Source organism: Hanstruepera ponticola, assembly GCF_012931685.1.
GTDB lineage: Bacteria > Bacteroidota > Bacteroidia > Flavobacteriales > Flavobacteriaceae > Hanstruepera > Hanstruepera ponticola.
In genome coordinates, this window is sequence record NZ_JABANC010000001.1 from 828305 (window position 1) to 841919 (window position 13615).

General features: G+C 32.7%; 13 protein-coding genes. All 13 read left to right on the top strand.

Annotated elements, in window-relative coordinates:
• Positions 1-173: 173 nt before the first annotated feature.
• The 13 genes from HGK31_RS03695 to HGK31_RS03755 all read left to right on the top strand — a co-directional run bounded on the left by HGK31_RS03695 (position 174) and on the right by HGK31_RS03755 (position 13567).
• Positions 174-983: a DUF4382 domain-containing protein gene (locus HGK31_RS03695; protein ID WP_191858532.1), complete on the top strand. Its 810-nt coding sequence runs from the start codon at positions 174-176 to the stop codon at positions 981-983.
• Between the two features lie 155 nt (positions 984-1138).
• On the top strand, positions 1139-2140 hold the full coding sequence (locus HGK31_RS03700) for an AAA family ATPase (protein ID WP_191858901.1): 1002 nt from the start codon (positions 1139-1141) through the stop codon (positions 2138-2140).
• A gap of 42 nt (positions 2141-2182) precedes the next feature.
• Positions 2183-2608 (top strand): hypothetical protein, encoded by a 426-nt coding sequence (locus HGK31_RS03705; protein WP_191858533.1) that lies wholly within the window; start codon positions 2183-2185, stop codon positions 2606-2608.
• A complete protein-coding gene (locus HGK31_RS03710; RefSeq protein WP_191858534.1) occupies positions 2608-3477 on the top strand; it encodes a DUF58 domain-containing protein in 870 nt (289 codons plus the stop codon). The genes HGK31_RS03705 and HGK31_RS03710 overlap by 1 nt, the downstream gene beginning before the upstream one ends.
• 149 nt (positions 3478-3626) lie before the next feature.
• Positions 3627-5204 (top strand): hypothetical protein, encoded by a 1578-nt coding sequence (locus HGK31_RS03715; RefSeq protein WP_394368039.1) that lies wholly within the window; start codon positions 3627-3629, stop codon positions 5202-5204.
• Complete coding sequence (locus HGK31_RS03720; RefSeq protein WP_191858903.1) at positions 5204-6208, top strand: vWA domain-containing protein; 1005 nt, start codon at positions 5204-5206, stop codon at positions 6206-6208. Before HGK31_RS03715 ends, HGK31_RS03720 begins: the two co-directional genes overlap by 1 nt.
• Before the next feature lie 2 nt (positions 6209-6210).
• Positions 6211-7248, top strand: a complete 1038-nt coding sequence (locus tag HGK31_RS03725) for a VWA domain-containing protein (protein ID WP_191858535.1) — start codon at positions 6211-6213, stop codon at positions 7246-7248.
• A gap of 64 nt (positions 7249-7312) precedes the next feature.
• The gene (locus tag HGK31_RS03730; protein ID WP_191858536.1) at positions 7313-8158 is read left to right on the top strand and encodes a tetratricopeptide repeat protein; all 846 of its coding nucleotides are present in this window, start codon (positions 7313-7315) and stop codon (positions 8156-8158) included.
• A 46-nt stretch (positions 8159-8204) separates the two neighbouring features.
• The gene (locus HGK31_RS03735; RefSeq protein WP_191858537.1) at positions 8205-9974 is read left to right on the top strand and encodes a BatD family protein; all 1770 of its coding nucleotides are present in this window, start codon (positions 8205-8207) and stop codon (positions 9972-9974) included.
• 5 nt (positions 9975-9979) lie between these two features.
• Positions 9980-10738 (top strand): tetratricopeptide repeat protein, encoded by a 759-nt coding sequence (locus tag HGK31_RS03740; RefSeq protein WP_191858538.1) that lies wholly within the window; start codon positions 9980-9982, stop codon positions 10736-10738.
• Between the two features lie 59 nt (positions 10739-10797).
• Positions 10798-11085, top strand: coding sequence for a hypothetical protein (locus HGK31_RS03745; RefSeq protein WP_104735220.1), 288 nt, complete (start codon positions 10798-10800; stop codon positions 11083-11085).
• Positions 11086-11169: 84 nt separating this feature from the next.
• Positions 11170-12756 carry a SulP family inorganic anion transporter gene (locus tag HGK31_RS03750; protein ID WP_191858539.1) on the top strand — a complete coding sequence of 529 codons (1587 nt, stop codon included), beginning with the start codon at positions 11170-11172 and terminating at the stop codon, positions 12754-12756.
• A 4-nt stretch (positions 12757-12760) separates the two neighbouring features.
• Positions 12761-13567, top strand: a complete 807-nt coding sequence (locus HGK31_RS03755; protein ID WP_191858540.1) for a universal stress protein — start codon at positions 12761-12763, stop codon at positions 13565-13567.
• Positions 13568-13615: the final 48 nt, after the last annotated feature.

The following is a 13615-nucleotide window of genomic DNA, read 5'->3' on the forward strand; positions in this document are numbered from 1 at the left end:
ATTTAACATTTTTTTATCATTCTCAATAATGTCTTTTAAATCGCTTGTTTTTCAATTGTTTAAAAGGAATACCTAGAAATTAAATAATGGATACCACTATGATTTTATTGAATAAAGCATCTATTATACATAGTCGCCACGTATATTTTTATGAACCAAAACTTATAATATTTATGAATACTTTAAAACAGCTTAAATTAGTGTTACTAATAATTTTAACTATTACGTTTTTTAGTTGTAGTGATGACGATAGTAACAACACACCTTCTCAAGGAACTTCGACTATTTCAGTAAAATTAATGGATAGACCTGGAGACTACGAACATGTTTATGTGGATGTTGTAGATGTTAGAGTTAAAGTAAATGACGCTAGTGATGATGATAATTGGGTAAGTCTGGAAGCCATAAACACAGGTGTTTATGATTTATTGGAGTTAACAGGTGGTATTAATGTGTTACTTGTTGATGATTTTGTTGTTCCATCAGGAACCTTAAATCAAATTCGTTTGGTATTGGGTAATGATAACTCCATTGTAATTGATGGTGAAACATTTCCTTTAAACACACCAAGTGCCCAGCAATCGGGATTAAAAATTCAAGTTAATGAGACATTAGAGCCTAATATAGCCTACACGTTTTTATTAGATTTTGATGTTGATGAATCTATTGTAGTCGCTGGAAATTCTGGTAATATTAATCTAAAACCTGTAATTAGAGCCAGTGTTGAAGCACAATCAGGAGCTTTAAGTGGCAGTATAACACCTATTGATGTTCAAACAGAAATTACAGCAACCAATGGTATTGAAACTGTTTCGTCTTATGCTGATGTTGATGGTAATTTTGTTTTGGTCGGTTTAACCGAAGGAACATATACTGTTACTATTACACCAGATCCAGCTTCTGGATTACCAATTCAGATTATAGAAGATGTTGAAATTACAGTAGGATCTACAACGGAGTTAGGTGTTATTTTACTAGAATAATTGTAAAAACATTTCAAAAAGTTATAAGAGCAGCACTAATCAGTGCTGCTCTTATTTTTTTAACCAATTGTTAACAGCATTAAAGCAAAAATTTTAACAATTTAGCCGTGCTAAAATAAATCCTATTTTAAATAGAATTTTAAAACACATACATGATGGAAGAAACGAGTGCAATTGATATTAAAGCGATTAATGAAAAGATAGAGAAAGAAAGTGCTTTTGTTGATTTGCTTACAATGGAAATGAATAAAGTTATCGTTGGACAGAAGCACATGGTTGAACGATTACTGATTGGTTTGTTAGGGCAAGGCCATATTTTATTAGAAGGTGTTCCTGGTTTAGCAAAAACATTAGCAATTAATACGCTTTCACAAGCCGTTGATGGCTCTTTTAGTAGAATACAGTTTACACCAGACTTATTACCAGCAGATGTTGTAGGTACTTTAATTTACAACATAAAAGAAAATGATTTCACCATAAAAAAAGGACCAATTTTCGCCAATTTCGTTTTGGCAGATGAGATTAACAGAGCTCCTGCCAAGGTACAATCGGCTTTGTTGGAAGCCATGCAAGAGAAGCAAGTTACTATTGGTGATGAAACGTTTATTCTTGATAAACCATTTTTGGTAATGGCAACTCAAAATCCAGTTGAGCAGGAAGGAACCTATCCACTTCCAGAAGCGCAAGTTGACCGTTTTATGCTAAAAACAGTAATTGATTATCCTAAACAAGATGAAGAGCAACTGATTATGAGAGCCAACATGAAAGGTGCTTGGGATAAAGTCAATCCAGTAGTTTCTGTTGCTCAAATCTTAAATGCCCAAAAAGCAGTTCGCGAGGTTTACATGGATGAGAAAATAGAAAAATACATACTAGATATCATCTTTGCTACACGTTATCCAGAAAAATATAAGTTAGCAGACCTAAAACCATTAATTTCGTTTGGAGCTTCGCCACGTGGTAGTATTAATTTGGCAACTTCGGCCAAATGTTATGCCTTTATTAAGCGTCGAGGATATGTTATTCCTGAAGACGTACGCGCTGTTGTGCATGATGTGTTGCGCCATAGAATAGGGATTACTTATGAAGCTGAAGCTGAAAATGTAACTTCTGAAGACATTATCAACAAGATTGTAAACGAGATTGAAGTGCCATAGACAGATACTGTAAATAATATTTCTAAATCAATAATTGTTTATATGAAATCTGAAAAAGAAGTTTCTTTCAAATCAAATCACAAACCTTTAATAACAATATTATTATTTTGTTTATTAGTAATCATTCTTCTAAAACAATTTAATGAAATAGAAGATGTGTTTTTTTATGGAATTGGCTCTACGATTGTTGTTTTATTATTAATTCAGATATATAAACAAACACAATATGATTTTACAATAAAAATAAATCAACAAGAACTCTCATATAAAAATGACAAAAAGGTTTTTGATCTAAAAAGAATTGAAAGCTTTTATATCGTTCCTCAAGTAAATAAGAATCCGCCGAAATTGATAGTTTCTTACAGAGGTAAAGAGGAACTTCTTTTATTAGAAAATTTTAGTAAAAAGAGATTAAAGGAAGTATCAGAGTCATTGACGAAAAAAATAGATGAATTAGATAGGAGTTAATGAGTACCACAAAAGAACTTTTAAAAAAAGTACGAAAAATAGAGATTAAGACACGTCGATTGTCTGATCATATTTTTGGAGGTGAATATCATTCCACCTTCAAAGGACGTGGTATGACCTTTAGTGAAGTACGCCAATATCAATATGGAGATGATGTTAGAAATATTGATTGGAATGTTACGGCTCGTACAAACGAACCACATATAAAAGTTTTTGAAGAAGAGCGTGAATTAACCATGATGCTTATGGTTGATATTTCAGGATCAGAATTTTTTGGAACAGCATCCCAATTTAAAAATGAAGTAGTTACTGAAATTGCTGCAACTTTAGCATTTTCAGCGACTCAAAATAATGATAAAATTGGTCTTATTTTATTTTCTGATGAGATAGAGCTTTATATTCCACCAAAAAAAGGGCGTTCACACGTATTACGCATAATTCGTGAGCTAATTGAGTTTAAACCAAAAAGTAAGCAAACAAATATTACTGAAGCATTGAAATTTTTATCTAATGTGATGAAAAAGAAAGCTATTGTTTTTGTGCTTTCAGATTTCATTGCGGACGATTATCAACATACTTTAAAAATTGCATCTGGTCGTCATGACGTCACTGGAATTCGTGTATATGATAAGCATGAAGAAAGCATTCCAAATTTAGGAATGGTTCAAATGCAGGATGGGGAAACGGGTGAATACATGTTAGTGAATACAGCATCTAAAAAAGTGCGTAACAACTATGCCAAGTTTTATAATGATAAAGTAGCATATTATCACGATAGTTTTTCAAAATCAGGAGCAGGAACCATCAATTGTCGTGTTGATGAAAGTTATGTAAAAAAATTATTAGGTTATTTCAAAAGAAGAGGATAGTCCAATTAAGAATTATGTTGTTCGAGCGCAGTCTAGGCCTTATAAAAATGAGAAAAAAGAATTTACATACTAAAGAATCGAGAACCAAGAGCCAAGAATCAAGTCTTTCTTGCGTGTTAAAGTCTTTGGTGTCTTTTGTCTTGGTTCTCATGTCTTGTTTCTCTTACGCTCAAATCAAATCATCAATAGATACAAACCAAATTAAGATTGGTGAGCAAATCACTTTTAAAATTGAGGTTAGTACAGATACAACTAATCTGGTAGTGTTTCCAGAAGGGCAAACCTTTATGCCCTTGGAGGTTATTGATTCGTATGATGTTGATACCACAAAACAAGACGCTAAATTTAATCTGATAAAAAAATATGGTCTAACACAGTTTGACTCTGGTGTTTACACTATTCCCAGACAGAAATTAGTTATTGGAGACAGAACCTTTTATACAGATTCGTTAAAAGTTATTGTAAATCCTGTTGTAGTTGACACTACAAAACAAGGGCTATATGGTATAAAACCAATAATTGAAGTTGAAAAAGGAAAAAGTAATTGGTTGAGAAATCTACTTATCATACTATTAGCGATTGGTGTAGTAGTATTTTTAATTTATTGGTTTGTTTGGCGTAAAAAACCATTAACCGAAGAAGAAAAAATTGCTTTATTGCCACCTTATGATAGAGCGAAATTAGCACTAGCAAAACTAGATGAAAGCAACTACTTAGAGCAAGATGAATTTAAAGCTTATTATTCTGAATTAACATTAGCAATTCGTAAGTATTTAGATGAAAAAGTATATGATCACGCTTTAGAAAGCACTACAGACGAACTAATTTCCAGATTACGATTGTTGAAAGACGGTAATCAAATTGATTTAAGTCCAGAAACCATAAAAAACCTCGAAAGCATTTTTAAACGCGCCGATTTAGTAAAATTTGCCAAATCTGCACCAGATAAGGAATTAGCCAAACTAGACAGAAATACAGTTGCAGTTGAAATTGACCATGTAAAAGAAGTCCTGCCAGAACCTTCCGAGGAAGAGAAACTGCTAGATAAACAATACAAAGAAGCACAAGAACGTAAAAAGAAGCGCAGAAAAATAGTTATTACGATAGTAGCTGTTATTGCTGTTTTGGCTGCCACTTTTGCTGGTTTCGGTATAAAGTACGGTTTTAAATACGTGACAGATACGTTGTTGGGTAACGATAATTTAGAATTGTTAGAAGGCGAATGGGTACAGAGCGCATATGGTTATCCACCTATTACCATTTCAACACCAGAAGTTTTAAAGCGTATTGAAACTGATAGTCTAAATGTGGTTGATGGACCTGTAAGCTTTACAGAATTCCGTTATGGCAATGTATTGGATGATTTAAGCATTAGTTTATTGACAGCTAGTTTAAAAGATCATAAAGCAGATGAGCCTATTGACTTAAACCAAGTTTCAGAAAAAGCAATTTCACAATTAGAAGATAAAGGTGTTGAGAATATTTTTGTAAAAACAGACAAATTTGTAACCCCTAATAATGCTGAAGGACTTAAAACACATGGTTCAGCTAGTTTCCCATATCCTAATTCTGATAAGTTTGTTGACGGTGAATATATCATGTTGCATTTTACAGCACAAAATATCATACAACAGATTATGATTACCTATCATAAGGAAGATGAATATGCTCAAGAGATAGTAAATAGAATTTTAAATTCAGTCGAACTTAAACCAGCTGCCGAATGATGTTTGAAGGAATTGAATTTTTAAATAAGGAGTTATTCTGGTTGATGTTGTTACTGCCATTAGCTTTAGTTTGGTACATTTTCAAATTTCAAAAGCAAACGGCAGAATTAAAAATATCAAGTCTAAAAGGCTTTAAGTTTACGTCATCTATTCTTCCAAAATTTAGACACTTTTTGTTTTTCCTTCGCTTACTAGCTTTGGCAGCGTTAATTACAGCTCTAGCAAGACCCAGAACTGTGGATGTAAGCACCAAAACAAAAACAACTCGCGGAATAGATATTGTTATGGCCATTGATGTATCTGCTAGTATGTTAGCCAGAGATTTAAAACCAAATAGGCTTGAAGCGCTTAAAAATGTTGCAACCGAGTTTATAAAAGGGCGTCCAAATGATAGAATTGGCTTGGTTGAATATGCAGGTGAAAGTTATACAAAAACACCCATTACAAGTGACAAGGCTATTGTTTTAAGATCGTTAAGTGATATTCAATACAATACGATAATTGAGGGTGGAACTGCTATTGGTATGGGATTAGCAACTTCGGTTAACCGTTTAAAAGACAGTAAGGCCATTAGTAAGGTTATTATTTTACTTACAGATGGTGTGAACAATACAGGATTTATAGATCCTAAAATAGCGAGTGAATTGGCTGTTGAATATGGTATTAAAGTTTATACTATAGGTTTAGGAACAAATGGTATGACACTTTCACCAATCCGTATTAAACCAAATGGACAATTCCAATATGGTCGTGTTCAAGTTGAAATTGACGAAGAATTATTAAAGGAAATTGCCGATGCTACTGGAGGTAAATATTTTAGAGCTACTGATAACAAAAAGCTGGTTGAGATTTATAACGAAATTAATAAACTTGAGAAAACCGAAATTGAAGAATTTAAATTCTATAATTACGAAGAAAAGTACAGACCGCTTGTCATTTTAGCATTACTGTTGTTGTGTCTGGAGTTATTAATGCGCGTAACTATTTTTAGAAGTTTTATATAAGCATGTATCAATTAGAAGAAAAAATATGGTTTTGGATTTTAGCAGCGATACCTGCAATATGGCTTATTTACATCATTCTGCATATTTGGAAAAAAAGTGCTCAACGAAAATTTGCCGATAAAAAGCTACTAAAACGATTAAGTCCAAATCAGTCGGTCTTCAAAACTGTTTTGAAATTAGTAGTAGTTAGTGTTGCAATTGCGGCTATCGCTATTGCTTTAGTAAACCCTAAAATTGGTACGAAATTAGAAACCGTAAAGCGAGAAGGTGTGGATATTGTTTTTGCGGTTGATGTCTCAAAGAGTATGCTGGCAGAAGATATCGCGCCAAACCGACTTGAAAAGTCAAAACAACTGGTAACACAAATCATAAACAATTTAGCAAGTGACCGTATTGGAATAATTGCGTATGCAGGTAAAGCCTTTCCGCAATTGCCAATTACAACCGATTATGCTTCGGCAAAAATGTTCTTACAGAGCATGAATACTGATATGTTATCGTCACAAGGTACAGCAATCAATGAAGCCATAGAATTGGCAAAAACCTATTATGACGATGAAGAACAAACCAATCGTGTACTTATAATCATTTCTGATGGTGAAGATCATAGTGAGGTTTCAGCAAGTATAGCAGAAGAAGCCAGTGAAGAAGGTATTCGAATATTTACTATTGGTGTAGGTGATACAAAAGGTGGTCCTATTCCAATTAAACGGAACGGTGTCGTTTTAAACTACAAGAAAGATCAAAATGGCGAAACGGTAATTACCAAATTAAATGAAGAAACATTGATGGATATCGCAGAAGAAGCTAATGGTATTTATATTAATGGTCAAAACACCAATGAAGTTGTAGAGTCCATAAGAGATATATTAAACAGCATGGATAAAAAGGAATTTGAAGCCAAGCAGTTTGCTGATTTTAAAGATCAGTTTCAATGGTTTATTGGTTTGGCAATCTTTTTATTATTTATTGATGTTTTTCTTTTAGAGCGCAAAACAGCATGGCTAAAGAAGCTCAATTTATTTAACGAAAACCTTTAAAACAGTAATTTTATAAAATATTTAACTCATTCAAAACCAGTAGTTTTATAATTTAGATGTTTGTATGAAGCGTATTATATTATACATATTAGCAATTTACACGGTTAACGCCTTTTCTCAAAACGATGAGAAACAGCAGCTAAAGGATTTGGAACAGGCTAAAGGGTTGGTTTATCAGGCCAATCAATTAGCTTCAAATGATAATTATATAGATGCTGAAATGGAATACCGAAAGGCCATTTCCAAAGAACCTAATATGGCAGTTGGGAATTATAATTTAGCAAATTCTTATTACGAAAAAGGAAACTTTGACGAAGCCTTCTACAGATTGCAACAAGCGGCTAAAGTTGCAAAAACAAAAGAGGAAAAACATAAAGCTTATCACAATATCGGGAATGTTTTAATGCAAAATAAAAAATGTAAAGAAGCCGTTGAAGCTTTTAAAAATGCATTAAGAAATAATCCTACTGACGAAGAAACACGTTATAATTTTGCCCTTGCAAAACAATGTGCTGAAGATCAGCAAGACCAACAAGATCAAGAGGACGAAAAGAAAGATCAGAACGATCAAAACGACGAGAATAAGGATCAAGACGATAAAAACGAAGACCAAAAGGAAAACGAAGACGAAAACAAAGAAGATCAGAAGGATAAAGGCGATCAAGACAAGAAAGAAGGTGATGATGAAAAAGATGATGAGGGCGATCCTAAAGACGAGAAAGATAAAGACGGAAATCAAGAAAATAAAGATAAAGACCAGAAAAAGCCTCAACCAAAACCAGGACAATTGTCGCCTCAACAAATTAAGAACTTATTGGAGGCTATGAATAACCAAGAAGAGAAGGTTCAAGAAAAGATAAATGCTGAAAAAACAAAAGGTGCTAAAGTAAGATCTGAAAAAGATTGGTAAACCCATTCATTTTAGGTGATGTTTAAGTTCATTTTGATTTAGAATTATGAAACTATTAAAACAATTTCAAATACTTATGTTTTTACTTGCCGCAACTGTGGTAAGTGCACAAGTAACGTTTGAAGCCAAGGTTAGCAAAAAGAAACTAGGTATAAACGAACGCTTACGTGTTGATTTCGAAATGAATCAGGATGGTGATAATTTTAATCCTCCAGATTTTGCCAATTTTATGGTAGTTGGAGGACCAAATCAAGCAGTAAGTAATTCATGGATAAACGGAAAACGTTCGTATTCCAAAACATACAGTTATTTTTTGGCACCCAAACGTCAAGGAACCTTTACCATTAATCAAGCCACTATTGAAATTGATGGTGAAATATACAAAACGACACCTGTTCCAATAATGGTTACATCGGCTGTTGAAACACCAAAAGATGGTAATAATGCCGACTATATCGCTTCTGAAAATATTCATTTGGTTGCCGAAGTCTCTAAAACCAACCCGTATTTAAACGAAGCCATAACAGTGGTTTATAAGCTATACGTTTCGCCAAATACAGGTGTTAGTAATTGGCGTGAAATTGACAATCCCAAATACAGTGATTTTTGGAGTCAAAATATAGATATCAAAGGACTAAAAGTTCTAAACGGAACCTATAAAGGCGAAGATTACCGATATGTTGTTTTAAGAAAAACAGTTCTATACCCACAAAAAACGGGAGAATTGGAAATAGAACCTTTAAGTTTAGATATAACTGTTGATGTTCCAACCAATAGACGAGATATTTTTGGAACACGACTTATGAATCAGGTTCATAAAACGGTTTCAGCTGGAAAACGAACTATAAACGTCAAGCCATTACCTGAACGTGGAAAACCTTCTGATTTTACAGGTGCTGTTGGCGATTTTAATTTTAAGGTCACAACATCAAAATATGAGCTTAACGCTTCAGAATCGTTACAAGCAAAAGTTGAGGTTTCAGGAACTGGAAACTTAAAACTTTTTGAATTGCCAAAATTAAATTTACCTAGTTCTTTAGAGGTTTACGAACCTGAGCATGCTGAAAATGTGAGAACAAATTTAGATGGTATGTCTGGATCTATATCTGATAGTTACACGGTTGTACCGCAGTACAGAGGTAAATATCCAATACCGAGTATCTCGTTTTCTTATTTTGATTTAAGGTCTCAATCATATAAAACCATCAATTCTAATGAAATGGTTATTGATGTTTTAGAAGGACCAACAACCAATAGCGCTCAAGATATTACTTCGGTAAATGGTAATAAGCAACGTGTCGTTTTAAACGACAATCAGTTCGCTTTTGTAAAAACAAATACCAATTTTACTTCTATTAAACCAACACATTTCTTTAAATCAATAGCTTTTTGGTCGGCTATGATATTACCGTTTTTAGCCATTCCACTGGTACTTGTATTTAAACAGCAAAAGGAAAAGAGACAAGCAGATGTCTTTGGAAATAAAATAAGAAAAGCTGATAAACTAGCTAAAAAGTATTTAGGTGAAGCCAAGAAAGTATTGGGCAATAAAGAAGCCTTTTACATCGCTTTGGAAAAAGCCTTACACAACTATCTCAAAGCGAAATTACATATTGAGACTAGCGAATTTACAAAAGAAAAAATATCGAATTTATTAAATGATAGAGGTGTAGATGACCATACAATAAAAGACTTTATCGCCATTTTAGAACATTGTGAATTAGCTAGGTACACACCAATTGATCAAGTAGAAATGCAAAAGGATTATGATTTAGCGGCCAAAACAATAACAGTTATAGATAAAGAAATCAGATAGTGGTTATGAAACAAGTTTTATATATAGCAGTTTTTCTTTTAAGTGGTTTTGGTTTTTCTCAAAACATGACGTTATTTGAGCAAGGTAATGCATTATATAACGATGGGAAGTATGATGATGCCATTAACAAATACCAAGCTATTTTAGAGACGGAAGTACATTCTGCTGAATTATATTTTAATTTAGGTAATGCGCATTATAAGCTAAACAATATTGCTCCTAGCATTTATTATTATGAAAAGGCATTACAATTAAAACCAAATGATACTGAAATAATAAACAACCTGAACTTTGCAAAAAACATGACTTTAGATGCCATAGATGTTATTCCTGAAGTAGGTATGTCTAAAGTTTTGAATAACGTTTCAAGTGCCTTAAGTTTTGATATGTGGGCTATTCTTTCAGTATGTTTTGTGATCTTGGCTGTTGCTATGTTTATAAATTATATCATGTCGGAAGGCACAAAAACTAAGCGCTTTTCATTTAGTTTAGCGTTTGCTTCCTTATTTCTTATGGCGGGCTCTTTAGTTTCAGCTTTTCATAAGTATAATCTAGACAAATTAGACAATCCAGCCATAGTTTTTGCACAAGAAACTAAAGTGAAAAGTGAGCCTAACTTGCGCAGTGAAGAAGCGTTTCGACTTCATGAAGGGACAAAAGTACAAGTGTTAGATACAGTTGAGAACTGGAAAAAAATTAAACTAACAGATGGTAAAATGGGTTGGATATTGGCTGAAGACATCAAATTGTTAAATAGGTTTTAAAGATTATTTAACAAAATAACCAAGTTGAAGTATTATATTTGTTATTTCAGATTTACTTTATGGGTAAGAAAACTATTGCAATTTTATTCTCTGTTTTGTTTTTGGCGTTTATCACAGCGCCAACTATTATTATAGCAGTTGACAATTCAGTTGATGTATCTATTTTCTATAGTGTTACCGAAGAAGAAAACGAAAATTTAAAATTACCTTTCCCTGATAATAGTTTTAAAGGAATAGAAAACTTATCATTTAAAGACTCAAAAGAAAATTTAGGATATTATTTCAAAAATTATCCTAAACCTCACCTTAATTTAATTTCTCCCCCTCCCGAACGAATCATTTTATAATTCAGGATTTCATGGGCTTTGCCCAAAACTAAATTTTAATTTAAATCAATCTTTTTAGAAGGTTGATCAAAACTTTGTTATAAAATGTTTAAATATATTAAGAATGACTTACCAGCGAGTATAGTCGTATTTTTTGTTGCCCTACCGTTGTGTTTAGGGATTGCTCTTGCTAGTGGAGCACCATTGTTTTCAGGATTAATAGCTGGTATAGTAGGTGGTATTGTAGTGGGAAGTTTAAGTGGATCTAAAATTGGTGTTAGTGGTCCAGCAGCAGGATTGGCTGCAATTGTTTTGACAGCCATTGGGACGTTAGGTGGTTATGAAAACTTTTTAGTAGCGGTTGTTTTAGGAGGTATTATCCAACTAATTTTTGGAGTATTAAAAGCAGGTATCATTGGTTACTATTTTCCATCGTCAGTAATAAAAGGTATGCTAACAGGTATCGGAATAATAATTATTCTAAAACAAATACCTCACTTTTTTGGCTATGATGCCGACCCAGAAGGTGATTTTGCTTTTTTTCAGGTTGATGGTGAAACAACATTCTCTGAAATTATTAATGCCATAAATCATATTACACCTGGTTCAGCACTTATAGGAATAATTGGTTTAGCAATACTTTTACTTTGGGACAAAGTCCTTTCCAAAAAAGGGAAATTTTTTAAATTAGTACAGGGTCCTTTGGTAGCTGTTATTGTCGGAATCATTTTCTTTGTAATCACACAATCCAATGAATTTTTAAGAATAGAACAATCCCATTTAGTTAGTGTACCAGTTCCAGAAGGTATAGATTCATTTATTGGGCAATTTAGTTTCCCAAATTTTGCAGTTATTGCTAATCCAGAAGTATGGATAGTAGCCTTTACAATTGCTCTGGTAGCCAGTTTAGAAACGCTATTATGTGTTGAAGCAACTGATAAACTTGATCCTCATAAAAATGTAACACCAACTAACAGAGAGTTGCTGGCTCAAGGAACCGGGAATATTATTTCTGGATTGATAGGTGGCTTACCAATTACTCAAGTAATTGTTAGAAGTTCTGCTAATATTCAATCTGGTGGGCGTACAAAAGCATCTGCTATTATTCACGGTTTCTTTTTACTAATTTCAATAATACTAATTCCAAGATTGCTAAACATGATTCCATTATCAGTGTTGGCAGCAGTTTTATTTATTGTCGGATTTAAGTTAGCCAAACCGGCTTTGTTTAAACAAATGTATGATTTAGGATGGAAGCAGTTTATTCCTTTTACAGTGACTGTTGTGGGTATTGTTTTTACAGATTTATTGGTTGGAATTGGACTTGGTTTAGCCGTAGGAATAGTAGTTATTTTGATTAAAAGTTATCAAAACTCACACTTCTTGCATATTGAAGATAAAAGTAACGGGAAACATAAGATAAAAATGACACTTGCTGAAGAAGTGACATTCTTTAATAAAGGAGCTATTTTAAAGGAGTTAGATAGCTTACCAATGGATACTTATTTAGAACTTGATGTGAGAAAGACGAGGTATTTAGATAATGACATTATTGAAATACTTGATGACTTTGCATTTAAGGCTAAAGAAAGAAATATTGATATTCAGTTAGTTTCTGAAAGGGGAGTTGTGGAAAACCCTGAAAGCTTTATTGAGTTTTTTAGTTTAAGGCCTAAAACTTCTAAAAACTAAAGTCATGAAACAAAATAGATATAAAATTTTAGTACTATCCGATTTAAAAGAAACGACCGATCAGGTATTAAAAAGTACAGCCGGTTTAGCCGGGATAGTAGGTGGTGATATAACACTATTTCATGTCAAGAAACCTATTGATGTTATTGAACGAGAGAGTCAGTTGTCGGCTTTTAGAACAATTAACGAAAAAAACCTAAAAATTAAAAGAAGAATAGAACGTCATGCTAATCATTTACTGAAAGAGCATAACAAACAAATAGGTTATAAATACACATTTGGTAATGTTAAGAATGAAATAGAAGAATTCATTAAAGCAAATAAACCAGATATCATTGTTTTAGGTAAAAGAAACGCAAAATCGATTAGTTTAATAGGTGATAACATTACCGATTTTGTGTTAAAAACACATAAAGGAATCGTAATGATAGTTGGTAATGAAAATACAATTGAACCAAATCAAGAATTATCAATAGCAGCGCTTGATGGCAAAATACCTGTTAACATAAGATTTGCGAAAGAGCTACTGAGTTGCACAACGAGTCCATTAAAATCATTCAAGTTTGTAAATAAAGGGAATGACTTGACAGAAACCGTTTTATCGCCAAATTTAAAAACTGAAGAGTATGTTTTTGAACGCAACGAAAATACCGTTCAGAATTTTTCAAACTATTTGTTGAAAAAGAAAATAAACTTACTGTTAATTGATGGTGATTATAAAAACGAAAAACAAAAAGAAGGTTTAAATCAATCTGATATTAAGAGTTTTATTAAAAAAACTAATGTATCTCTTTTGATATCTAATAATTAAGAACAAAAAGTATGCGAATTTATTTTAGTCTAATATGCTTGGCTTTTT